Raw genomic sequence first — 22,703 nt, forward strand, 5'->3', positions numbered from 1 at the left:
CAAAGCAGCCCTATGTTACTCTTGCGACACTCGGGAGTATGCAATTGGATACTGCCTGTCAACTTTTGCATTCTCAGCAATTCAGGGGGAGAAACTTTTCTCTTTCAAACATATGGTTAAGGTCGATGCCTCCCCCTTCATCACCGCATAAGGTGAGGGCTGAGGAAACGCGACTTGGCACATATTGGATGTCAAAATGGTGCTGACATCAGATACCTTGCAACCCAAGATCATTTGGTATACCTCCGCATACAATACGCTTGAGCGTGAGCCAGACAGAGGTGTCTGAACACCAGCGCTTGAACTTTCGCTAGCACCTAACCGTTGGATTTATCATGAGCTTGTACACCGACTACTTGAATGAGATCGCCACTCGTAAAGAGCAGGGGTTGAACCCCAAGCCCATTGATGGGGCTGAGCTTGTGAAAGAGCTGATCGCTCAGATCAAAGAGAACGGTAACGAACACCGCGAAGACTCGCTGAAGTTCTTCATCTACAATACTCTGCCAGGCACCACGAGTGCTGCTGGTGCCAAAGCAGCCTTCTTGAAAGAGATCATCCTCGGCAAGGAAACCGTCGCAGAAATTTCTGCCGGCTTTGCTTTCGAGCTCTTGTCTCACATGAAGGGTGGGCCCTCAGTCGAGGTGCTGCTGGATCTGGCCCTCGGCGACGATCTGGGTATTGCAGGCCAGGCCGCAGAAGTGCTGAAGTCGCAGGTCTTCCTCTATGAGGCCGACACCGACCGTCTGGATGAGGCCTTCAAGGCCGGCAATGCCGTGGCTAAGGATATCCTGAAAAGCTACGCCAAGGCAGAATTCTTCACCAAGCTGCCCGAGCTCGACGAAGAAATCAAAGTAGTGACCTATATCGCCGGTGAAGGCGATATCTCCACTGACCTCTTGTCCCCTGGCAACCAGGCGCACTCGCGTTCGGACCGGGAACTGCATGGTAAGTGCATGATGTCTGGAAAGGCGCAACAAGAAATTGAGGCGCTGAAGCTGCAGCACCCTGACAAGCGGGTAATGCTGGTCGCGGAAAAAGGCACCATGGGTGTGGGCTCTTCCCGTATGTCCGGCGTCAACAACGTCGCGCTTTGGACCGGCAAGCAGGCCTCTCCTTTTGTCCCTTTCGTGAACTACGCACCGGTTGTTGCCGGAACCAACGGTATCTCGCCGATCTTCCTGACCACCGTGGGCGTGACCGGCGGCATCGGCCTGGACCTTAAAAACTGGGTCAAAAAGGTGGATGAGGATGGCAACACCATCCTCAACAACGATGGCAACCCCGTCTTGGAACAGAAATACTCGGTTGAGACCGGAACTGTTCTGACCATCAACAGCAAGACCAAGAAGCTCTATAGCGAAGATGGGTCCGAAGAGCTGGTCGATGTGGCCGGCGCCTTTACCCCGCAAAAGATGGAGTTCATGAAGGCCGGCGGCTCTTATGCCATCGTCTTTGGCAAGAAACTGCAGACATTTGCGTGCGAGGCCCTGGGTGTTGAGCTGAAATCGGCCTTTGCGCCTTCCAAGGAAGTCAGCAACAAAGGCCAGGGCCTGACAGCGGTTGAAAAGATTTTCAACAAGAACGCGCGCGGCACCACACCCGGCAAGACTCTGCACGCTGGCTCTGACGTGCGGGTTAAAGTCAACATCGTGGGCTCACAGGACACAACCGGTCTGATGACGAGCCAAGAGCTGGAAGCCATGGCGGCCACCGTGATCTCACCTTCGGTGGATGGTGCGTATCAGTCCGGCTGCCACACTGCCTCGGTTTGGGATCTCAAGGCGCAGGCCAATATCCCCAAGCTGATGTCCTTTATGAATGACTTTGGCCTGATCACCGCACGTGATCCCAAGGAAAAATACCACGCCATGACCGACGTAATCCACAAGGTGCTGAATGACATCACCGTGGATGACTGGGACATCATCATCGGTGGCGACAGCCACACCCGCATGTCCAAAGGCGTCGCTTTTGGCGCCGACTCTGGCACCGTGGCGCTGGCACTGGCCACCGGTGAGGCCTCGATGCCGATCCCGGAATCGGTCAAGGTGACCTTCAAGGGCACCATGGCAGACCACATGGACTTCCGCGACGTGGTGCACGCCACCCAGGCGCAGATGCTGAAACAGCACGGCGACAACGTCTTCCAGGGCCGCATCATCGAGGTCCACATCGACACCCTGCTGGCTGACCAGGCCTTCACCTTCACCGACTGGACCGCCGAGATGAAGGCAAAGGCCTCAATCTGCATCTCCAACGATGAAACCCTGATCGGCTCGCTGGAACTGGCCAAGTGCCGTATTCAGATTATGATCGATAAGGGAATGGAGAATAAGGCCGGGACCCTGCAGGGTCTGATAGACAAGGCAGACAAGCGCATTGCCGAAATCCGCTCGGGCGAGAGACCGGCGCTGACCCCGGATGCCAACGCCAAGTACTATGCTGAGGTGATTGTTGATCTGGACGAGATCGTTGAGCCGATGATCGCCGACCCGGACGTCAACAACGCCGATGTCTCCAAGCGCTACACCCACGACACCATCCGCCCGATCTCGTTCTACAAAGCGGACAAGAAGGTGGATCTGGGCTTTGTAGGTTCCTGTATGGTGCACAAGGGCGACATGAAGATCGTCGCCCAGATGCTGAAGAACCTGGAAGAAGCCAACGGCAAAGTCGAGTTCAATGCACCGCTGGTGGTTGCTGCTCCGACCTACAACATTATCGACGAGATGAAGGCCGAGGGCGACTGGGAGATCCTTCAGCGCTATTCGGGCTTTGAATTCGACGACTTCATGCCCAAGAGCAAGGCGCGTACAGAATACGAGAACATCCTCTATCTGGAGCGTCCGGGCTGTAATCTTTGCATGGGCAACCAGGAGAAGGCCGAAAAAGGCGATACAGTGCTTGCCACCTCAACTCGCCTGTTCCAGGGCCGCGTTGTGGAAGACACCGCCGAGAAGAAAGGTGAGTCTTTGCTTGCTTCAACTCCGGTTGTTGTTCTTTCAGCAATCCTTGGCAGAACTCCTACAATTGAAGAATACAAGGCTGCGGTAAAAGGCATTGACCTGACAAAATTTGCCCCCCCCTTGGAGAAGCCTGCTGGTACACGGTCAGCCCACTTCTGAAACACCAGACAAAAAACTGCCCCATTTTAGTGGGGCAGTTTGAATAGCTGCGCATGATTGGTCTTGGACCTCCCGAACGAGATCGTCTCAAACCCATGAGCACGGCACCTGAGCTGCAGTCAGGCCGGCCGTCTGCATCAAAATCGTCACTCAGGCAGACCAGATTTAGCAGGGCGTCAGCCCAAGACCGGCCCAACTCTTCATTTTCATATGCAACTTGCTCGGTATAGGCACGAACCGAGAATTGAGGATCTATTGAGAGAACAGCCTCGACCGCTTTCTCGGCGTTCTCGGAATCGTTAAAAACCGCGTGAATCATGGCCAGCCGAATCTGACATAACGTGCTTCTGGCCATGCGAGTTTCCAAATGCCTGTAAACCGTTCTAGCTTGCTCCAACTGTCCCAATCCGCGATAGGCATCACCGAAATGTGTGAAAAACCAGTCCGGACTGTAGGGGGATACGAAGGCATTAAGTTCCTATTGCAGCCGTTCATACTCTGTGCAGCGTTTGTCAAAATGGGCCGGAGCGCCCGTCTGGTTTCACCGCAGCGGGCGGCCGGATCGAGTCCAAAGTTACTAGCAAATTTCTATCTCTGGATTGCTTCAGGCAGCACATTGAGACCATCAGGTTATGTGCGTTTCCCGAACCACATTCGCCTGATCAGCCGGTCCCGCACAAAGAACTGATGATAGGCCCAACCCGCAAAGTGGAGGCCAATCAAGATGAGCAGAAGATTCGCAATTACGCCGTGCGCCTGCCGCGCAGCGAAGATGCTGAAATCGGCTGGCAACGGGGCGTCGGACCCAGAGAAGACAATCGCAAACAGATCCGCCGAAATAGCAATGCCAAAGCCACTGCCAACCACCGCAATTACGAGAACATAGAGGCCCACGTGCGCAATTTTAACTCCAGAATTGAGCAGTACGTTGCCAGCGCCGGCAGGGGGCGGGCTTTTAGAGAAGAAGCGTATTGCCAAGCGAACGATCATGAGCGCCCCAATAGACAGCCCCCAGATCATATGGCCGGTTAGCCCGAACATCTTTTCGGGGTCACTGTTTTCCATGTCAGCCAGGTCGGGTCCGCCGACAAGAAGCGACACAAGGACCATTGCGCCGTGCTGCAGGTGCGCAGTGTTGGCAGGCAGCCGGCGGCAGCAATGGGCTCGTAGCGCCCGTCTGTGCTCCCTGCTGCGGGCGGCCTGATCGAGCCCATTTCCGCCATTGTCACAGTCTGCTCAAATCACACATGCTGCAAAAAGGTCGGTCCCAAGGGGACTTGGCGTCTTCCAGTGAAAAATACAACTATTTGGAGAGATTTTCATCCAAACAGCTGATGCCGCCAACGTCCGGGTAAATCAAACTGGAATTTGCGTGTTTCAAGGATCAAGCGGCAATGGGACGGCATTCTTCCGCAGCGCGTGGCGTTGCAGACAGGCTGAAAGCCAAACTGCAGAATTTCGTGCAAGATACGTCAGGCGCGGTTCTCGTAGAGTTTGCCTTTGTCCTGCCAATCCTGCTGCTTCTGATATTCGGTGCAGTTTCCTGGAGCTATACTTTGTCAGTGTCGGACGCGATGTTTGATGCTGCGCGGCAGGGCGCGCGGGAGCTGGCGGTTGGTACCTCAAACACCACGCAGGCTGAGGCGTCGGTACAATCGGTGCTGTCGATCTGGCCTACAAGCTTCTCTGTCACTGCCGAAGACAGCGCCGCAACCGGCAGCGATGATGTCCGCGTTACCGTGACCATCAGCAACGTGTTTGCCAGCCTGGTGCCTTTTGTGCCTCTGCCCGAACTGTTGCGGGCAGAAGTCACGATGAGGAAGGAGTAGGGCGATGCGGCAGCTTTGGCCCCGGCTCCGTTCTTTCCTGCGAAAGGATGGCGGAGCAATTATCGTTTTCTTTGCCATTTCACTGCTTATGTTCCTGCTGCTTCTGGCGCTGACAATTGATTGGGGGATGGTGCGCTTGGTGCGCAACCGGCTTCAGGTTGCTGCGGATGCAGCGGCTTTGGCGGGGGCCAGCCAGCTGCCTGAAGATGCTGATGCTGTGACCGAAGCACTTGCATATGCAGAGAAGAACTATCCGGAGGCAGGCAGCAATCCGGTTCTTCAGGCAAGCGATGTCCTTATCGGCAATTGGGATGGCGCTGTGTTTGCGGCGGGCGGGACGCCTAAGAATGCGGTGCAAGTGACGACGCGGCGAACCGACGCCAGCAACAATCCCCTAGACGCTCTTTTTGCGCGGTTTGCAGATATCACCCGGTTTGAGATTACCCGCACCGCTGTCGCTGAGGCGGGCAATGCACTGGGAAGCTGCCGGAATGGCGGGTTTTTCAGCGATGAGGAGATTCTTTCCGGTAGCAACAACAGCTATGCCGCGGACTTCTGCCTGTATGGCAAGGACGGGGTCAAAATCAGTTCCGACAATTACTTCGGCCCTGGAACCGTGATCGGCATGAACGACACTGACGACTTTCAGCAGGGCGGCAACAACGAAGGCGCCGAAGAGGCGCTGCAGGAAATGGACAAGGACCTGCTGCTCCCCGGCCTTGTGCCGGACGTGATTGCCTTGATGGAAAGCGGGGCCCTGTCCGAACTTCCGGATTTTATTGCCAACGGACCTGTTTTCCTGGATGAAATCACGGATTCAACCCCGTTGACCCCCGGCACGCTCTATGTGGTCGGTGAGGTCGCCGATTTCGGTTCCGACACGACGGTGGCAAACATCGCAGTGGTGGCAGGCAAGGAGGTCAAAGTCGGTTCAAACGTCACCATCGAGAACGTGGTATTCGCCAGCCCGGACAAAATCCTGCTGGGCTCCAACAATGATGTGGGCAGCCACGAGTACTGCGGCGGGGGCTCCTACAACGTCTATATGTTCTCCGAAAGCAATATCGAGTTCGGCTCCAACAACGATTTGCGCGGGGTGCAGATGGGGGCTGGAGAGGAACTGAAGCTGGGGTCAAACGTGGCCGCACTGATGAACGTTTACGGCGAGGCCAATGGTAAGATCGACTACGGCAGCGCCGAAGAGATGGGGGCCTGCGATGATGGGCTGAACAGCCACTTCGGCAGCATCAGCCTGGCTGAAAGCCCAGCGGAACTGGCGCTCGTGAGGTAGCCAAGTCTAAAACTTCCAGATGGGAACCCGACATAATTATGTCTCTGGACCGCTATGGCAGCGAAGGTCGGCTTCGTCCGCTCAACCATCTTTACCAGGCGGACCTTGCAATGGCCGTTTAGCACCGGTTCGTGACGTGCTGCGCGCGCAAAAGCCTGGCAATCGATCAAGGTCGTCTGTGGATGGCTCCTGCATTGCAAGAGTTTTCTCAGCGAGTTTGCGGCGTATTTGTCAGTACAGTCGTCTGTCCGGCCTGTTTGCGTGGCGGTCTGCCACTGGCCCTGATGAGTTCCGCAAGCGAGGTTCCTATCGGCTTAACGGCCTCGGAGGGCCAAGACCTTAGTCGGAGTGTCCTTGCTCTTGGTTGACTTAAGTCCGCATCATCACTTCAAGCGTCTTGCATCTCTGGGCAGGCTTGCCTGGTCAGGCGGCCGGCTGCCGGTATTCCTGTTGTTTCGTCAGTATTGCCCAGATGGCGCGGGCGGCTTTGTTGGCCATCGCGACCGTTGCCAGCCGGAACGGTTTCCCGGCAAGGATCCTGGCGCTCCAGATATCGATGCGCTCCGGGTGCTTCCTGCCCATCAGCGCGGGACGTCATGCCGGTGATCAGAAGCTTGCGGATGTATCTGTCACCCTTTTTGGTGATCTTGCCGAGCTTCTCTTTGCCGCCGCTGGACTTGTTGAGCGGGGTCAGGCTCAGCCAGGCTGCAAGATCGCGGCCGGTCCGGAATTGCTTCGCGTCGCCGATGGTCGCCACGATGGCGGAGGCAGTGACCGGGCCGATGCCGGGCATACGCATCAGGCGCCGGGCGCCGGCATGCAGCAGCGCATGTTTTTCGATCATCTTTGAATAGCCTTCAACGCGCTCGTGAACTCCAAGGAACTGATAGCAGACCGTGCCCAGAATGCCGCTTGCCAGATCGGGCATGCCGGGCCTTTCCCCTTCAAGGTGGCGCTTGGCAAAGGCGATCACAGCCTCAATCCCGCTCCGCAGCACATGGCCGAATTCGCGCAGAAGGCTGCGGATCATATTCGCCAGCTGTGTGCGCTGCCGGACCGCGAGATCCCGGGTGCGGTGCAGCGCCAGGATTGCCTGCTGGTCTTCGGATTTCACTTCGACGAAGCGCGTTCTGCGCCTTTGAACGATCCTCCGGATCGTTCAATCCGCTAGCGCGGACCAGCTTAAACTTGGCCGGCGGACAGCTTCGCAGATCGCCTCGGCATCAGCGGCGTCTGTCTTGCCGCGCTTTACGTATGGTTTGACATAGGCCGCCGGCATCAGGCGGACATCATGGCCCAGCCTTCTGAGCTCCCGGCCCCAATAATGGGCAGAGCCGCAGGCTTCTATGCCGACGACACATCGCGGAAGAGCTTCGAAAAACGCGAGCAGTTTCGCGCGTTTGATCTTCTTATTGAATATCTTGCGGTCGGCGGCGGAAATCCCGTGAACCTGGAACACATCCTTGGCCAGATCCAGTCCAACTGTTTTAACTGTCATTGGATGGCTCCTTTCCTAACAGTCTATGACAACTGCAGTATGGCGCATTGCGACGCCGGTGGAGCAGGAGCCATCCACTCCATCCGCATAGGGCTCTTCACGGGGCATGACACAGGCGCACAAAACTGGGCTGTCCTTGCCTCACTCATCAAGACATGCGAACTGAACGGGATCGATCCACACGGCTAAAGGCTGACGTAAGGAGGCATTTGGCCAATAGCTCTCGCATCATCAAGCGCTTCTAAATCGTTCAAGACTTGGCGCTTGGGCACGCAGCGAACACAGCTCAGACCGGTTTCATCATATTTCTCGAGCTTGTAGAGAAAATCATAACCGAAGTCGATGAACACTGGGCATGCAGCATCTAGCCAGGTTCATCGAGGACGTCGCCATTCGTACTGGTGATGGCCTCAACAACTGCATACTGCATACTGCATACTGCATACTGCATAGAGCGATTTACTCTCCTGTCTGAACGCTCCTAAAGGCAGAGATGGCGGCAATAGGCTCATTGGTAGCTAGTGGCCAGGGATGCTGTGATCACGTGCCCCTTTGCATGACTGTGGTTCCGTTTGGCAGGTCCACGATATGTTCGCGCCCGTTGTGTTCGATATAGGTAATTTTGGTCATTTCATTTGCCCTGTTTGCCGGAAACCTGGATAAAGCGGGACATCCACACTGATAGCGTTCGTTTCTTGCTTGGCGATGAGGAGCTATCCAGTCTCTCCAGATTTTGGCACCGGAATGGCTTTGCCAGCGGATACAGCCGCCTATTTCTTGCGCATCTCTTTCAGCCTCACGCGTGTGCGCGCGGTGGCTTCTTCGGTGCCGTCATGGAAGGTGCCGAACCACTTGTCGCAGGGAACTTCCGGCTCGCCATAGTTGCACTCAAAGTACCTGTGATGAAGCTGATGGAAAAAATCCCCAACCTTCAGCCCCTTATCGCTGCCGTTCCCGGCAGTAACCGCGTCGTATCCGGCGTGCGAACTGACAGCGAGGAGCACTTTCTGCTGTAGCTGGAAGATGAAATGGACCGGATGTGAGGCCAGCACGAGGTGGATCAGGACCGAGCTCAGATATCCGATATGCTCAACCGGGTGCATCGACATGCCGGACCAGGGTCCAACATTGACGTTGCGATGGTGCAGCGCATGCACATGGGTGTAGAGCGGGCCCCAATGCAGCAGCCGGTGGATCCAGTAGAAATGGAACACGCCGTAAACCGGCAGGAAGACAAACCACAGCACAAACCAGACCGGGCTGCTGGCGAACTCCATCACCGACATGAACCCGTTGGCATAGGCCCAGAGGCCGATGACCTCATAAGCTGTCCAGGCCGTAACACCGCTGGCGACCGACCAGAACACGTTGTCGCGGAACTGGCTGTTGAAGGTAAACAGCGCACTCTTTTTGTGGAACGGACGCGTATCATAACGCAAATGGTTGCCCTGGCATTTGAACGTATAGAGATAGAGATGCATCCCACCTGCCAGCAGCACCATCAGTGCGAGGTTGCGAAAGTAGACGGCGGCCACCCAATCCACAGCAAATGTCTGCGCAGTCTCCAGGGAAGGAGACAAGAAGACCCAAGTCAGAAATGAGACCGCCACAACAATCAGACGGTCAGAAATAGGCAGCCAGGACCCCCAAAGGACTTTCAGCGCGGCAATGGGCCCACGCTTCAAATTGAAGATTGAATGATCCTGAAGGGGCAACTCCGGATGCCAATTCCAGGTGGATTTGAGGGGCAGAGTGACGCCGGGCGCGGCGTTTGTGGTTTCCTGCGCCATGTCGGTCATCCTTTGCTTTCTGCCCCTAGGGGGGCGGTTTCTGCCAGCCGGGCGCGGAACGCCTCAAGCTCATCGGGGTTCTTCCGAATGGAGACATCCCCATACGGGAAGGCGCCGCTTCGCACCGCAGATTGGAAGGTGCTCAGAGCTGCGATGCGTTCCTCCTCGATCTGCTTTTGCAGGTGCAGGACATTGCCATAAGCGCAGGCATGGCGCGGCGGGTTTTCGGTCTCGCCGCAAATGTCTTCGGAAAACAGAAAGGTGACATCACCGCCGGATCCGGATCCGATCGAGAAGGTGATCAGGCTGGTCTGATTGTTAACCTCCTCCAGAACCTGCTGGGGAACCAATTCCACCTCTACGGCAAAGGCACCTGCGTCTTCCATCGCGCGGAAGCGTTCCAATAGTTTCATGGCTTCGTCTGCGGTAGTGCCATAAGCGCGCAAACCGCCAATCCAGGTGCTGTAGGGCGGACCTAGACCGACATGCCGCATGACCGGGAAATTAAGATCGGCCAGCATCTAGATCGTGTCGAGGCTGCGGGTGGTGTAGAGCGCGTCTGCGCCTTGATCCATTGCCCGCATTGCCCCTTCGAGCACGTCCTTTTCTGTCGGATGGTCTATGAGCATCAGCGCGGCAGTAACAAAGGTATTGGGCGCAGCCGCCCGGACCTCGCCCAGAGTTTGAATACGAGTAATCAGCGTATCGATCCCGGCGGCGGCAGCCCGCGCTGCCTGCCCCGCATTCATGGCTGTCACTTCTGTGAGCTGAAGCTTGCCCTTGTTGGCGCGCAGGCTTGCAACGGTCCAGTTCCGCCGCGCTGGCTAGTGGCCGAAGGTGAATATGTTGTGCATTCCTTAAGTCTTCCTGGGTGTGGTGAAGGGGCAGATTAAACAGCCTGCAGAGGTGACCTGCACAAAATGCTGGTTGGAGCTTGCGTTCTCAAATGAAAGCTATTGCCATTTTGCATTCCTTGAGGGAATGCAGGCCGCTGCGGCCAGAGCATGGATACCCTGGCGGCGTCTAAGGGAGAGGAGTTGGTTCTAATAGTGGGCAGCCGCCGAATTGCCGGTTCAGCCAGTCTCCGAAAGGGGCTGTGTCGAACGCCGGGTGCTGGTGCGCGGGCCAGGCCAGATGGTACTGGTCTTCAGTTTCCAGACGCTCAGCCAGCGGAGCGATCAACTGCCCAGCGGCCGTAAGGTCACCCAGCATGCGCAGCCAGCCCAACGCCACGCCTTGCCCGGCAAGGCAGGCTTGAATGACGTGGTAGTAGTTGTTGAAACCCATAGGCTGGCGGTCCTTGGGCAGTTCCCAAGAGAAGTGGCGCAGCCAGCGCCGCCAGCCCATCCATGAGGCATGCTGCGCCTGCATGTGCAAAAGCTCGCAGCCGAGCAAATCCTGGACGCTCTCGATTGGCCCGTTTTCCCGCAGATACTCCGGTGTGCAAACTGGAGTAAGGATGTCATTGAACAACGGTTGCGATTTGAACCCGGGAAAATCAGGCCTTCCGAACACAAGGGCCAGGTCAACCTTGCCGGAGGGCTCAATCCCTTGCGGGTCTGAGGTCACCACAAAGATTTCACCCCCGGGAAAGCAAGCTCTGACCTCGGCTACGCGCGGCAACAGCAGGAAAGCCGCGTTTGAAGTCGAAGTCGACAACACGATCTGGTGCCTTGATTTCTCCTGCAGAATATCTTCAAGCGTGTCGGTCATGTGCGACGCCGCAAAACTATATGCGCGCAACAGTTTCCGGCCTGCTGAAGTCAGGCTGATACTCTTGTGGTTGCGTGCAAAGAGGGGCTGGCCAAGCCGCTCTTCCAATTCCTTAATCTGCTTGCTGACTGAGCTTTGGGAAAGCCCCACCTCTTCCCCTGCGAGTGTGAAACTCTCCAACCGGGCTGCCGCCTCAAAGGCTGGCAGCAGCCTTTGAATGTTCCGGTAGAGACGTTTCGTTTGCATGAAAATCCTTGCTTTTGGGGCACTGGAAAGACGAAGTGATCATTTCAGTTCACCCGCGAGGCGGCAAGTCAGGATTGGTCGCGCTAAGAACGGCGGCTTAGTTCTGTTTGTGCTTAGTTGCGGACGCCAGGAGCTACCATGCATCCGATGAGCCCAGGCAATTCCTGCCAGGAAGCCCCGCCGCGTGATTATTTTCATGATGCTTCTCATGTTTGGATGTCAGAAAGGAGGGGGGGGGAGCAGCCAGGTACCGACCTCCCCCTTTGTAGTTTCTACCGGGCTTCAATTTCGGAAATCATGGCTGCGCCGATCTCCGAGATCACCAGATTGCGCAGCTCAAAGTCGGCATCGCTTTCGGTGATGTAGACGGCCGCCATGTAGGGGCCGCCGGCCGGCGGTTCAATAAAGGCGACAATGCCGCGGGAGCCGTGGCCGCCTGCACCTGTCTTGTCACCGATAACCCACCCCTCCGGCAGATGGGCCCGGATCAGTGCATCGGCGACCTTGTCGTCTATCATCCACTGGCGCAGTTGGGCCGCGGAGGCAGGCTTGAGGACATCGCCATAAAGCAGGGCCTCAAGCGTTTTTAGAATTCCGGAAGGCATCGCTGTATCCTGTGGGTCCCCCGGCACCGCCTCGTTGAGCTCTGTTTCCCAGCGATCAAGACGGGTGATCTGATCGCCGGTTTCGCGCAGAAAGCTTGTGAGGCCGACCGGGCCGCCAATCGCGCCAAGCAGCAGATTGGCGGCGGTGTTGTCGCTGAGCGTAACTGTGGCCTCGCAAAGCTCCGCGATAGTCAGGCCGCCAGGCAAGTTCTGTTCGGCGACTGGAGAATAGGTCACCAAGTCACTCTCATCGAAATGAATGCGCCGGTTCAGGTCTTCTTCGCCGACATCAACGCGGGCCAGAACCGCGCCGCAAAGAAGGGACTTGAAGGTGCTGTTCATGGGAAAGCGCTCCTGAGGGCGCAGAGCAATTTCCCAATCCGATGAGGTGTCGCGCAGCACGGCACCGATACGCGCATCCAGGCGTTCTTCCCAGGCTGCTACAACAGTTTCCAATCCCTGTGCTGCCAGGTCACACGCGGTTGCGAGCGTGATGGCGCTGCTAAGTGCGAATAGTTGCAGCAGTTCGCAGGATTGTTTCTTCATCGGTCTTCTCCGTGATCTCAGGTTTCCAAAAACGTACTGACCTATCCGCCCCGCAGGGCGAAACGGACGGTCACTTGCGGATCTTCAGAGCGCTGCGGCAGTCGGCGGACACCCCTTGGCATTGCTTCATGTCATGGGGTGGGGGCTATTTGTTTCCAAATTCCAGCGCAAACGACTAATAGTCAGATACCGCATTAGAAAAAATAATGGCTATGGATCGCCCGAATATTCCCCTGAACGCTTTGCGCACATTTGAAGTTGCTGCCCGGCAGGGCAGTTTCACAAATGCGGCGGTCGAGCTGTGCGTGACGCAGGCGGCGATAAGCCATCAGATATTGCGGCTGGAGGACCAGCTTGGCGTCAAGCTGTTTCACCGCACGCCGAAAGGGCTGCTCCTGACATCCGAAGCGGAGGCGCTGCTGCCGGTACTGACCTCCAGCTTTGATCGTATCGGCGGCGTTCTGGACCGCTTTCTGGATGGCCGGTATCAGGAGACACTCAATGTTGGCGTCGTGACCACCTTTGCCGTTGGCTGGTTGGTGGACCAACTGCCCGGGTTCGAGCAGCGTTACCCGGGGATCAGCATTCGCCTGTTCACTAATAACAACCGGGTGGACATTGCGCGCGAAGGTCTGGATCTTGCAATCCGTTATGGCCACGGGCGCTGGCCGGGGCTGACTGCACACCCCTTGATGGAAACCCCACTTACACCGCTTTGCAGCCCCTTGCTTGCCTCCCGGCTGGATGGGCCCGATGCGCTAGCACACCAGGTGCTGCTGAGATCTTACCGCTCCGACGAGTGGCCGATCTGGTTTCAGGAAGCGGGTGCAAGATATTCAAAACTTGAGGGCCCGGTCTTTGATTCCTCGATCGCCATGGCGGAACTGGCAGCAAAGGGTATGGGCGTGGCACTATTGCCTTACAGCATGTTTCAGGCGCAGCTGGCCGATGGTCACCTGACGCGTCCCTTCGAAGTGGAGATCGCAACCGGCAGGTACTGGATTACCCGTCTGGCCTCCAAAGAGGCATCCGCCGCAGCCCTGGCATTTGAAGCCTGGCTTGCAGAGACAGCGCAATGAGTGGCGATAATCGTGTTGCCAGGCAAGCGACTGATACCCGGCGGAGGGACTTTCCACTGCGGTCGCGAACCCCACACTGCTGACGCAGGTGAAGAGGCAGCGAAAGTCAACTTTGTCCCGCAATGTGTGAGTTCACCAGTTTCAATGCTTCGCAGTCGCAGCGAACGGTAGGCTCTGCCTATTACGCCGCAGCAAAAAACCTCGGTCGGTTGCGTCAAACCACCAAGTTTGCAATGGGCGCTTCTTACACTTCGCTGCCGCAAGGGGCGACCTGGACTGGACACGGCTGGGGCAATGATCCGGATCATCACCAAAACACCCCTGATTACAGCACTGGCATTACAGGAGCGGGGTTCAACTCTTCCAGTTTTGTGCGGGCTTGAGACAGGCAAATGGGAAGCCTTCATAACGCAAAAGGCAGCTTTCCGAGCTTCTGAAAGATGGCGCTAAATGCGACATGCAGGCGGCCGGTTAAGTGCCTTGACCGCCCTGTTGGTGAATAATTTGAGTGGCGGTATCTGAACTTGTTAGCCGCGTCTCCAGACTGAGAACTGGTCAAGGCTTTGGAAAAGCCCACCCGATCTTACGCCGCACAAAAAGAGGAAATACACGGCCGCGAAAAGCCCTGACCAGACTCCAAAGATTGAGGCCCAGGATACGGTCAGAAAAAAGAGTGCGCTGTGTGCAGTCAAATGCCCCTCCAAAGCCGTGATGCCCTGAACACATACCGGGGCGGCTCTGATTGTAACAGGCTTCCGGTTAACAAATCCGGCCGGGACTGCTGCTGCCTGTGCTCCTCATGTTTGAGGCTCTGGAACCGGGAACTGCTGATTCCAGGTGCCCGCATTTTGGCGCAGATATAAAAGCTGCGGGGATACTCCCCGCCCTACCGCGCTTTGGCGATGATGCCATCTTTGCCAACAGATGCGATGCTATCGGAGGTGCGGCGTGTCAGGTCCACCCCGTCGGCGGAGATGCTGGCTTCCGCGAACTCTGTCTTCTTCAGCACAGATCCGTCTGCCTCCACCCACGTGGTCTCGCTGCTGCTTTCGCGGGTGATGGAACCATCATGGCTGATCCGGATCGAAATGCCCGCCACCGCAACCGATACTGAATCTTCCGTCACAAGAACCCCGTTCCAGGCATCCGGGAAATCGCGGCGCAGGACAATCTTGTCCTGGCGCAGCTTGATTTGCACGTCCTGGTCCGTGTCCCCTGCTGCGCTTCTGACCACCACAAAGGCTTCCTGTTCGCTTGGATCATTGTGAATACTTGCATTGGCATTCTTCGGCGGCCACACCTTCGGGACTGCACGCCGTGCGCCCTTCTGGTCCCAGTGGAAACCGATATAGAGCTGGGCAGAACGCCAGGTTTGGCGCAGAGAATTCACAAGTTCAGACATTGGATATCAGCCCTCAACCGAATTAGCGCGCACCGGACCAAATCGGGGCCTCCTAGCGCTGCTAGTTTTGCTCAAATTCATTGCTGCAGGCGTGCTGACTGACCTCGGCCAGTCAGCAGCCCAAAAGTTCATAGGGTATTAGCAGCACGGTTAGGACAGGCCCTTACCCCATGCAAGACAAGGTTCAGCTTACGCCTGGATTGCACCGTGATGACGCGCCTCCCGTGCGTAATCCACAAGCGGTTTTGACGGTGTCCAGTAAAGGTCGCGCTCGATCCTCAAACCAAAGGGACCGCGGACTGCCACCAGTTCCAGGATATACACGCTGCCCAGCTCCGGGCAACCCATACCCAGATCACATAGACCGAAGGCGATATTTTTTACCCTCAGGATCGATTTCGCTGATTAGCCAGGTTGCGAAACCACAGGGCGTGAATAGCTTCACCACTGACTGACGCGACGTGTCTTCCGCAACCTCCCCTGCCCTCTCCCGTGCCGCAATTGCCCCGTTCTGCAGCAGTTTCTCAAATTGGCCTTTCGTAAACAGGTTCATACCCAACGTCTCCTTTGTGTCATAACCATCGAGAGGCCCCCTTTGGCTCTGGTTTTGAGCAGAGCCCTGTAAGGGCGCCGTCTCTAAAACCTGACCCGCTGGCGAAGCGTGGGGGGTAGCAACAGCAACCGGAAACCGAAGGGAGTGGTGCGGCCCGCAGGCGCAGCCGAGGACACGGTCCCGGCGGTTTCCGGTTGCAGGCGCGTGGGGGCAAAGCCCCCTAGCAATCCGTCGCAGCGGCGTTCGGCTTGCCCGAACCCCAAGACAAACAAGGAAAGCAGGTTTCACAGAAGCCGGGCAAACTGGCCCTTCCGTTTTCTTGCAGCAACTTGGCGCCTTTCCAGCGTGATCACCGCAAAACTTGATAGTCAGTAATTTCTATACTATTTTCTGACAAAGAGATAAGCCATGATCATGTCCAAGATAAAACAACGCATCATCGGGAAAGGCCGCGGGTCAATTTTCACGCCGACGGATTTTCTGGATATCGGATCCCGCGCGAGCGTGGACCAGGCTTTGTCGCGGCTGGCCGGCCAAGGTGTAATCCGCCGCCTGACCCGGGGACTCTACGACTACCCCAAGAAAAGCCAGCGCTTCGGTTTGCTGTCGCCGTCTGCTGATGACATTGCAAAGGCAATCGCACGCAAGGACAATCAGATCCTTCAGCCCTCCCCTGCCATGGCCGCCAACCAGCTGGGTCTTTCCACGCAGGTGCCGTCCAAGCCGACTTATCTGACCGATGGCCCAACACGCACCAAGACAATTGGGCGGCAAGTGATCCAGTTTCGGAACGCTTGCTCCAAAACCCTAGTTGGAGCGGGCCAGAAGACCGGCGCGGTATTCCAGGCACTGCGCTACGTCGGAAAAGACCGGATCGATAACCACGTAATCGATAAACTGGCTCAGACGCTGAATAACCGTGACCGGGCCCTGCTCTCCAAACAAAGCAAGCACGTACCCGCCTGGATGCACCCTATCGTTCAGCAGATCGTCACGCAGGCCTGAGAATATAGAGAAGTTTGCCAACGACACACCTGAAAACCGGGACGAAGCCTTTCAGGAAACCGCCGCGCAGCTTGGATTGTCCAAGGCGATTGTCGAGAAGGATTTCTGGGTCTGCTGGTCTCTCAAACAGTTGTTCGCCCTGCCCACCTTTGGAGATCATATGATCTTCAAAGGCGGAACATCCCTTTCCAAAGCTTATGACGTAATCCACCGCTTTTCCGAAGATGTGGATCTGTCCGTCGACCGGACACAGTTTGGCTTTGACGGCGATCGGGATCCTGAAAACACTGACCTATCCGGCAAAAAACAAAAACAGCTCCTCCAGGAACTGCAGGATGCGGCCGGAAAAATAGTCACCGGGCATCTTCTTGATGAAATCAAAACTGCATTTGATGCTGGTTTGGAGCAGGAATTTTCACTGCAGGTTGACCGCAGTGATGCGCAAACACTGCTCTTCAATTACCCATCAATCGCAGCATCGTCAGATAGTTACGTTAATCCTGCGGTTCGCTTCGAATTTGGTGCACGGGGTGTCCACCTGCCTGCCGAAGACCGGAAGATTTCCCCATACCTGCACCAGGCCTTTCCGGATCTGCTGGACACTGGCGAGATCGAAGTGAAGGTTTTAGGCGTCGAGCGCACCTTCTGGGAAAAGGCAACAATCCTGCACATGCTCTACCATCAGGATACCGCCAAGCCACTCGCTGACCGCATGTCTCGCCATTACTATGATATGGCTCAGCTTATCGGCCATGAGGCCAGGTCCCGGGCGCTCAGCAGCCTTGATCTCCTGGATCAAGTTGCGCATCACGAGTCGGTCTTCTTCAAGGCAGCCTGGGCCAATTATCAAGATGCAAAAACGGGCACGCTGCGATTGACGCCAAAAAAAGAACTCACAACCGCATTGCGCAAGGACTACGCTGGAATGCAGGAAATGATCATCGGACAAGCCCCTGACTTCGATGAAGTCCTGCACGCACTTGAAGGCTTCGAGGCTGAAATCAATAGCTGAGTACAACGACTAAATTCTGATTGAATTAGCATCCAAGTCTAAAGCCTGCCACTTGTCACAAATACCATTATCTGCTTTGACAACGTCAAACCAAAAACACAGGTGAGACATGACGATAGATCTGAACGGACTGAATGCGGCTGAACTCAATGCCCTGGCCAAAGAAATCGAAGCCCGCAAAGTTGAAGTGGAAAATGAAGCGAAGCAAAACGCCTATTCTGAAATGCTGGCCATCGCCGACAAACACGGTGTGTCCTTCGAAGAGGTGATTGCGCTTCATGGCGCTAAGGGCCGAAAGTCCGGCGCAAAGGCACCGGCCAAATACGCCAATCCAGAAGACGCATCCCAGACATGGAGCGGCCGCGGGCGCAAACCGGCTTGGGTTCACGAAGCTTTGAAAGCTGGCAAGACGATGGAGGATCTTGAGATCTGAAGGCTCAGAGCCTTGGTTGCGCAAACCGACGCGACAATACACCGCCTCAAGAAAGATAGCGCACCGGCGGCGTTCAGCCGCCGTGCAACGTCTTGGCTACCCCCTGCGCTGCCCAAAAGTCAGACACCAGGTCCAGCCCCTTCTTCAGGACTTCCGGCCCATCGGCCTACCCTGAACGTCAATAGGAGTCGCGGTTCAGGTATTGCTCACACAGGGCGACTGCAGGAACTCTGTGCTTGCGAGGCGCACTCCCAAGTTTCAAAGAACTCTAGATTCTCTGCCCTGGCCGACTTGCCGACGAGACTACAGCCATGCACGAGAAGCCCTAATCCGGCCATCCAGTATGAACATGGCATCAGGATCCTGGTGAAGACATGCGTCGGCAAGACCGGCCCATAGCCTGCTGGTAGTGCTCTAGAAACGCCATGATCGGATGCTCCGACTGAGAGGAGCAGATGGCATCCACTACCAGCGGGCCGGTATCGAACCCGCCGGACTCCAGTCCCCGCTGCACCGAGTCCACGATCGGCCCGTCCTCGGCAAAGGTGGTGGTGCGGTGCTGCAGGATGATCTCCTCTTCAACCTCGTTCGGCTCAGGCTGCGGCAGCCACCAGTCGACCTCGATCTTGGTCCGGTTCACAGCCAGAGGCTTCCAGCGGTAGGTATTCACGATGCCGCCCGGGTAGACCTGCAGCGCCAGCAGCGGGAAGAACCACCAAGTCAGGAATTTATCAGTCTTCGCCTCCGGATCGGCCACATAGGAATAGCTCTTCTTCCCGTCGGGCCTCGCGGGCGAAACATGCCGGATGCCGTAATCATAGCCGCGGGTGCGGTATTGGTCCGGATCCACCACCCCGGTGGTCAGCGTCTTATGCACCACCGCGCAGTGGTAGCACTCGTTGAAATTCTCGGCGACCACCTTCCAGTTGGCCGCGGCCTGCCGTTCAGTCCGTGCCGCGCGATGGTAGCTCTCCAGGTTCGGCGCGTAGTCTTGGATCTCGGGAATGGCCTCAGCCGCCAGTTCAGCAAAGGGCATGGCCTCTGCATCCAAGTTGACCAGCACCAGGCCGAAAAAAACCTCGACCCGCACTTGGCGCAGGCGGCGCTGCGACTTGTCGAAACCGGGGAAGTTCGCGGCATTGGGAGCCGCGCGCAGCTGCCCCGTGGTGTCATAGGTCCAGGCGTGGTACGGGCAGGTCATCTTCTTCGCACAGCCCTTGCCCTCCAGCAGCTCATGACCGCGGTGGATGCAGACATTGTAGAAGGCTCGGATCTCCCCGTCCTGGCCGCGCATCACGATAACCGAGGTGCCGGAAACATTCTCCACCACGTAATCGCCAGCATTGGGAATGTCATTGGCATGGCCGATCAGCTGCCAGCAACGGCGGAAGATCTTCACCTTCTCCTCCGCGAAGAGCGCTTCCTCCGTATAGCTGCGGGCCGGCAGGGTGGTGTAAACACCTCCGGCAAAGCTCATTTCCCCCATCTCTCCTCCTCCGGGCAAAACTGGCTATCCCGCAGAGTGCCGCCCTGCAGGCAGCGCTGCGCCTCCATTCCCGCCCAAGGGGTCGGAAACAGGCGGCCTGATTACGGCAGGCACGGCGGTTTCAGACCTTGATATCAACAGCTTGTGAAAGGTGATGACGCATTTTCGAGCCGTGACGGATTTTTGCGCCGGAAACACGGGGCTATCCCGTTTCAGAGGGGACATACCGTCGCAGAGATTTGAACAAAGGACCTAACCATGAAGACGCAAATCCTCATCACAGCCATGATCGCCGCCGTTGCCCTGCCTGCTTACGCCGGCGGAGGCCGCCTCAAGGCGATGGACCTGAACGGCGACGGCAAGGTGACCGTCGCCGAGGCGGTGGAGGCCCGGGTGGCCAAGTTCGACGGTGCCGACACCGACGGCAACGGCAGCCTGGACAAGGGTGAGCACACAGCGATGCTGGAGGCACTGAATAGCCAGCGCAAGCTCGGCGGCGGCGCCAAGCGCACAGGCAATGCCGATCCCTTCTCCATCACCGATGCCGACGGCAACGGCAGCATCTCCAAGGCGGAATTCCGGTCCGTCGCCGAGCAGTTCTTCACCCGCGTAGACGCGGACGGCGATGGCGAGCTGACCCGCAGCGACTTCCGTGCCCTGCGCAGCCAGAAGAGCGGCTGACCTGCAATACCGGGCGGCGCCCACGGCTGGGTTTGGAGGAGCCCTTACGCCGCGCGATGCGCGCCTCCACGGGGGCCAGGCAGGCCGCGCCTGCCTGGCCTAACAGGGCTCTACTGAATTTCGATCAGGAACCTTAACACCCAAGCCGACTTTTGCGACTTTGCAAAAAACGTCAACAGGGCCCGGAGCCGACTTCGGATGCATCGCAGGATCGGCGCCATGCTGGCAACAAGAACGACCCAAAGCTGACTTTGGGATCGTCGTTCGGTTTCTGCGGTTGCAACCCACTTTCCGGACGTTCGCCGCAAACCCGAAACCTTTACTTGATCGAACTTACAGGTCCAGGACGCAGCAGCCGTATGCGATTTCAAATAAATGGCTGCTCACATCTGTTTTTCCAGCGGATCACCTGGCAGTACTTGACGCCTTGCTCACCGCTGGGCGCGCGAGTTATCAAAGCTCGGCCATACAGTTCGGCGGATGCCGCCAATGTACGTCAAACCCTATGTGAAACGCGGCAAGTCTGACGCGGTCGATGCAGAGGCGATTTGCGAGGCCGTGACACGTCCTACCATGCGGTTCGTCTGTGAACAGACATGCAATATTGACCCCGTAGCGGGGAAATCGGCATCCAAAAATGGCTCTGACTCAGAGTTGATGCACCTTGCTGATTATGATTCAGCGACAAGGCGGGCCCTAAGCAGATCGATGTTCGCACGGCCGTACATCTGGCGTTTCAGCGTCTTCAGCCGGTTGATCTGGCCCTCGGTCTGACCATTCGACCATGGTTCCCGCAACGCGGCCCCAACGGCGGCGTAATCGCGCCGGAGGCCGCGGGCGAAGGGCGCGATCATGCTGTCTTTTGCCGCGCCGAGCCAGGCCGCCAATTCGCCCTCGCGGGCATTGCGCACCATATCGGTGAACCGGTCTATCAATACCCGGGTGGCTGCCAGGGCTGGCAAAGCGGCTTCGATCCGCGCGACTTGGATTGCATCGGCCCTGCACAAGTGATCCCGCCCCACGGTCAGGAGCCGCGCGATCTTGCGGGCGGGTGGAGACTTGCCCGTTCCGGACGACACCGCATGCTCGGCGCGGCGCTGGCGTGCCGTCCACTCGCCGACGACCCGGAGACTGCCCAGGAACCCATCGGTCCGGAGCCGACGCCAGAGCTCTGCACTGTTCCGGCAGCCGCCACTCCACTCCCGTTCCAGCCTCGGCAACCAAGGGGTCAGGCTCCTCTCGCGAATGCTAAAAACGTCTCCGCGCTCCCCGCGGATGATCTGGCGGACCAAGCCGCGGCTCAGCCCGGTCAGGCGCACAATCCGTTAAATGGGAGTACCATCATCGGCCATCCTGCGAACCATGCGGTTGGTCTGCTGGCGCCGTTGAAAACCCTCAAATTGCACCTTCTCCGCTGCCGTCAGAAGCTTCGGATCGAGAGCCTTTACCCCGATCGCCTTCGGATGGCGGGCATGCTCCGTTGCACCGCGGCCAGGAAGGCGGCACTTGCATTCTCCAGCAGATGCCAACGGTCGGCGACCTGAACCGCTTCCGGCAAGGCACGTGCGACAGTACCGCCATAGCCGCCATTACGGTCGCGGGCAACAACCTCGATTCCGGGCCGCGCGCGGAGCCACGCTTCCAGGGTAGCGGGCTCGCGGTCGGGCAGCAGATCAATTACTTGCCGCCGGTCGAGATCGCAGATCAGCGTGCCGTAGCGCTGTCCCTTGCGCCATGCCCAGTCGTCGATACCGACCACTCGGGGTTACGCGACAGTTTCCTCGGTCGCAGCCCGAACGCTGCGCAGGAAAGTGTCCTTGCTGACCGGCAGCAGAAGCCGTCTGGCAAGCGCCTGCGCGGGGCGCCCACCAAGAGCAAGGCCGAGGTGGCGCACCAGCCCCTGCAGACGTGGCGTGCGCCGCGCATGCGGCCGGGTCACGTCCGGCGGAAACCGCTCCGCAAATATCTTGGCTGGGCAACGCAGAGCACGGCAGCGAAAGCGGCGATCCAGCAGGACCAGTTCCACCTTTCGTCCATGCGCAGGAAGATCGGCAGGCCGGCGACGGTACCTGCTGTGAATAAGGGGGGAAACCGTGCCGCAGCGCGGACACGCCGCCGAGGCTTTGGGGGAACGGGAGTGGATCCGGACCGTGTTCCCAACAAGCTCAACCTGGTCGACCTTGAGGCCTTCTGGCAGGAAATCCCGCGGTGAAAACTGTGACGCCATCGGCAACCCCCTCCAAATCCTGCCAATACATAGCGCTTAGCATGTTGGACTGCACCAAATCTGCTTCAGAGCCAAAGTTCCATGCCGATTGACACTATTGCCCGCAAAGCAGTTAGGAACCTGATCTGCGGATCCCATCAAGGCCAGCGGCGATGACCGCGCAAACAGGCCGGACACAA

Annotated in this window: 18 protein-coding genes and 4 pseudogenes; 9 read left to right on the forward strand and 13 right to left on the reverse strand. The window is 57.5% G+C overall.

Annotation, left to right across the window (positions count from 1 at the left end; genetic code table 11):
* The first annotated feature begins 335 nt into the window (after positions 1–335).
* Positions 336–3,128 carry a bifunctional aconitate hydratase 2/2-methylisocitrate dehydratase gene (locus tag AC58NV_RS21315; protein WP_497228934.1) on the forward strand — a complete coding sequence of 931 codons (2,793 nt, stop codon included), beginning with the start codon at positions 336–338 and terminating at the stop codon, positions 3,126–3,128.
* Positions 3,129–3,758: 630 nt separating this feature from the next.
* Here the strand turns inward: AC58NV_RS21315 and AC58NV_RS21320 are convergent.
* Positions 3,759–4,238 carry a cytochrome b gene (locus tag AC58NV_RS21320; protein WP_497228935.1) on the reverse strand — a complete coding sequence of 160 codons (480 nt, stop codon included), beginning with the start codon at positions 4,236–4,238 and terminating at the stop codon, positions 3,759–3,761.
* 350 nt (positions 4,239–4,588) lie between these two features.
* Between AC58NV_RS21320 and AC58NV_RS21325 the strand changes: the two genes are divergently transcribed.
* Together AC58NV_RS21325 and AC58NV_RS21330 are read left to right on the forward strand one after the other, a co-directional pair.
* Positions 4,589–4,957, forward strand: a complete 369-nt coding sequence (locus AC58NV_RS21325) for a TadE/TadG family type IV pilus assembly protein (RefSeq protein WP_497228936.1) — start codon at positions 4,589–4,591, stop codon at positions 4,955–4,957.
* Between the two features lie 4 nt (positions 4,958–4,961).
* Positions 4,962–6,248 carry a pilus assembly protein TadG-related protein gene (locus tag AC58NV_RS21330; RefSeq protein ID WP_497228937.1) on the forward strand — a complete coding sequence of 429 codons (1,287 nt, stop codon included), beginning with the start codon at positions 4,962–4,964 and terminating at the stop codon, positions 6,246–6,248.
* A 423-nt stretch (positions 6,249–6,671) separates the two neighbouring features.
* Here AC58NV_RS21330 and AC58NV_RS21335 read toward each other — a convergent pair.
* The 7 genes and pseudogenes from AC58NV_RS21335 to bla all read right to left on the reverse strand — a co-directional run bounded on the left by AC58NV_RS21335 (position 6,672) and on the right by bla (position 12,646).
* A pseudogene (locus AC58NV_RS21335) lies at positions 6,672–7,746 on the reverse strand (IS110 family RNA-guided transposase).
* Between the two features lie 524 nt (positions 7,747–8,270).
* Positions 8,271–8,376: pseudogene (locus AC58NV_RS21340) on the reverse strand (2Fe-2S ferredoxin); the annotation flags it as partial.
* Between the two features lie 140 nt (positions 8,377–8,516).
* Positions 8,517–9,536, reverse strand: a complete 1,020-nt coding sequence (locus tag AC58NV_RS21345; protein ID WP_497228938.1) for a sterol desaturase family protein — start codon at positions 9,534–9,536, stop codon at positions 8,517–8,519.
* A gap of 5 nt (positions 9,537–9,541) precedes the next feature.
* Complete coding sequence (locus tag AC58NV_RS21350) at positions 9,542–10,057, reverse strand: 3-methyl-2-oxobutanoate hydroxymethyltransferase (protein WP_497228939.1); 516 nt, start codon at positions 10,055–10,057, stop codon at positions 9,542–9,544.
* Entirely contained in the window at positions 10,058–10,294 is a 237-nt protein-coding gene (locus AC58NV_RS21355; RefSeq protein WP_497228940.1) for a hypothetical protein, read from the reverse strand.
* A 265-nt stretch (positions 10,295–10,559) separates the two neighbouring features.
* A complete protein-coding gene (locus AC58NV_RS21360; RefSeq protein ID WP_497228941.1) occupies positions 10,560–11,495 on the reverse strand; it encodes a LysR substrate-binding domain-containing protein in 936 nt (311 codons plus the stop codon).
* A 272-nt stretch (positions 11,496–11,767) separates the two neighbouring features.
* Positions 11,768–12,646: a class A beta-lactamase gene (gene bla, locus AC58NV_RS21365; protein WP_497228942.1), complete on the reverse strand. Its 879-nt coding sequence runs from the start codon at positions 12,644–12,646 to the stop codon at positions 11,768–11,770.
* A gap of 206 nt (positions 12,647–12,852) precedes the next feature.
* Here bla and AC58NV_RS21370 point away from each other — a divergent pair, with 206 nt between their 5' ends.
* Positions 12,853–13,725 (forward strand): LysR family transcriptional regulator, encoded by an 873-nt coding sequence (locus AC58NV_RS21370; protein ID WP_497228943.1) that lies wholly within the window; start codon positions 12,853–12,855, stop codon positions 13,723–13,725.
* Positions 13,726–14,611: 886 nt separating this feature from the next.
* Here the strand turns inward: AC58NV_RS21370 and AC58NV_RS21375 are convergent.
* The 3 genes from AC58NV_RS21375 to AC58NV_RS21385 form a co-directional block, all read right to left on the reverse strand.
* Entirely contained in the window at positions 14,612–15,127 is a 516-nt protein-coding gene (locus tag AC58NV_RS21375) for a hypothetical protein (protein WP_497228944.1), read from the reverse strand.
* Between the two features lie 189 nt (positions 15,128–15,316).
* Positions 15,317–15,475, reverse strand: coding sequence for a DUF2958 domain-containing protein (locus AC58NV_RS21380; RefSeq protein WP_497228945.1), 159 nt, complete (start codon positions 15,473–15,475; stop codon positions 15,317–15,319).
* Between the two features lie 7 nt (positions 15,476–15,482).
* Positions 15,483–15,680, reverse strand: coding sequence for a DUF2958 domain-containing protein (locus tag AC58NV_RS21385; RefSeq protein WP_497228946.1), 198 nt, complete (start codon positions 15,678–15,680; stop codon positions 15,483–15,485).
* A 408-nt stretch (positions 15,681–16,088) separates the two neighbouring features.
* On the opposite strand from AC58NV_RS21385, the gene AC58NV_RS21390 reads away from it, so the two are divergent.
* The 3 genes from AC58NV_RS21390 (at position 16,089) to AC58NV_RS21400 (ending at position 18,130) form a co-directional block, all read left to right on the forward strand.
* Entirely contained in the window at positions 16,089–16,685 is a 597-nt protein-coding gene (locus AC58NV_RS21390) for a DUF6088 family protein (RefSeq protein WP_174149562.1), read from the forward strand.
* A gap of 76 nt (positions 16,686–16,761) precedes the next feature.
* Positions 16,762–17,697, forward strand: coding sequence for a nucleotidyl transferase AbiEii/AbiGii toxin family protein (locus AC58NV_RS21395; RefSeq protein ID WP_497228947.1), 936 nt, complete (start codon positions 16,762–16,764; stop codon positions 17,695–17,697).
* A gap of 109 nt (positions 17,698–17,806) precedes the next feature.
* Positions 17,807–18,130: an H-NS histone family protein gene (locus tag AC58NV_RS21400; RefSeq protein WP_497228948.1), complete on the forward strand. Its 324-nt coding sequence runs from the start codon at positions 17,807–17,809 to the stop codon at positions 18,128–18,130.
* Positions 18,131–18,485: 355 nt separating this feature from the next.
* On the opposite strand, the gene AC58NV_RS21405 is transcribed toward AC58NV_RS21400, so the two are convergent.
* A complete protein-coding gene (locus AC58NV_RS21405) occupies positions 18,486–19,607 on the reverse strand; it encodes an aromatic ring-hydroxylating oxygenase subunit alpha (RefSeq protein WP_497228949.1) in 1,122 nt (373 codons plus the stop codon).
* A 267-nt stretch (positions 19,608–19,874) separates the two neighbouring features.
* On the opposite strand from AC58NV_RS21405, the gene AC58NV_RS21410 reads away from it, so the two are divergent.
* Positions 19,875–20,297 (forward strand): EF-hand domain-containing protein, encoded by a 423-nt coding sequence (locus AC58NV_RS21410; RefSeq protein WP_497228950.1) that lies wholly within the window; start codon positions 19,875–19,877, stop codon positions 20,295–20,297.
* 429 nt (positions 20,298–20,726) lie between these two features.
* A pseudogene (locus AC58NV_RS21415) lies at positions 20,727–20,882 on the forward strand (IS110 family transposase); the annotation flags it as partial.
* Between the two features lie 86 nt (positions 20,883–20,968).
* Here the strand turns inward: AC58NV_RS21415 and AC58NV_RS21420 are convergent.
* Positions 20,969–22,524, reverse strand: a pseudogene (locus AC58NV_RS21420) (ISL3 family transposase).
* Positions 22,525–22,703 lie beyond the last annotated feature (179 nt).

It is taken from the genome of Leisingera sp. ANG49 (assembly GCF_059694505.1).

What these genes read in the sequence shown, in the direction of transcription:
- AC58NV_RS21390 (WP_174149562.1), top strand. Translation starts at nt 16,089, where the DNA reads ATGATCATGTCCAAGATAAAACAACGCATCATCGGGAAAGGCCGCGGG.
- AC58NV_RS21380 (WP_497228945.1), bottom strand. Translation starts at nt 15,475, where the DNA reads ATGGGTTGCCCGGAGCTGGGCAGCGTGTATATCCTGGAACTGGTGGCA.
- AC58NV_RS21350 (WP_497228939.1), bottom strand. Translation starts at nt 10,057, where the DNA reads ATGCTGGCCGATCTTAATTTCCCGGTCATGCGGCATGTCGGTCTAGGT.
- AC58NV_RS21385 (WP_497228946.1), bottom strand. Translation starts at nt 15,680, where the DNA reads ATGAACCTGTTTACGAAAGGCCAATTTGAGAAACTGCTGCAGAACGGG.
- bla (WP_497228942.1), bottom strand. Translation starts at nt 12,646, where the DNA reads ATGAAGAAACAATCCTGCGAACTGCTGCAACTATTCGCACTTAGCAGC.
- AC58NV_RS21400 (WP_497228948.1), top strand. Translation starts at nt 17,807, where the DNA reads ATGACGATAGATCTGAACGGACTGAATGCGGCTGAACTCAATGCCCTG.
- AC58NV_RS21370 (WP_497228943.1), top strand. Translation starts at nt 12,853, where the DNA reads ATGGCTATGGATCGCCCGAATATTCCCCTGAACGCTTTGCGCACATTT.
- AC58NV_RS21410 (WP_497228950.1), top strand. Translation starts at nt 19,875, where the DNA reads ATGAAGACGCAAATCCTCATCACAGCCATGATCGCCGCCGTTGCCCTG.
- AC58NV_RS21360 (WP_497228941.1), bottom strand. Translation starts at nt 11,495, where the DNA reads ATGCAAACGAAACGTCTCTACCGGAACATTCAAAGGCTGCTGCCAGCC.
- AC58NV_RS21320 (WP_497228935.1), bottom strand. Translation starts at nt 4,238, where the DNA reads ATGGTCCTTGTGTCGCTTCTTGTCGGCGGACCCGACCTGGCTGACATG.
- AC58NV_RS21315 (WP_497228934.1), top strand. Translation starts at nt 336, where the DNA reads ATGAGCTTGTACACCGACTACTTGAATGAGATCGCCACTCGTAAAGAG.
- AC58NV_RS21375 (WP_497228944.1), bottom strand. Translation starts at nt 15,127, where the DNA reads ATGTCTGAACTTGTGAATTCTCTGCGCCAAACCTGGCGTTCTGCCCAG.
- AC58NV_RS21345 (WP_497228938.1), bottom strand. Translation starts at nt 9,536, where the DNA reads ATGGCGCAGGAAACCACAAACGCCGCGCCCGGCGTCACTCTGCCCCTC.
- AC58NV_RS21330 (WP_497228937.1), top strand. Translation starts at nt 4,962, where the DNA reads ATGCGGCAGCTTTGGCCCCGGCTCCGTTCTTTCCTGCGAAAGGATGGC.
- AC58NV_RS21405 (WP_497228949.1), bottom strand. Translation starts at nt 19,607, where the DNA reads ATGAGCTTTGCCGGAGGTGTTTACACCACCCTGCCGGCCCGCAGCTAT.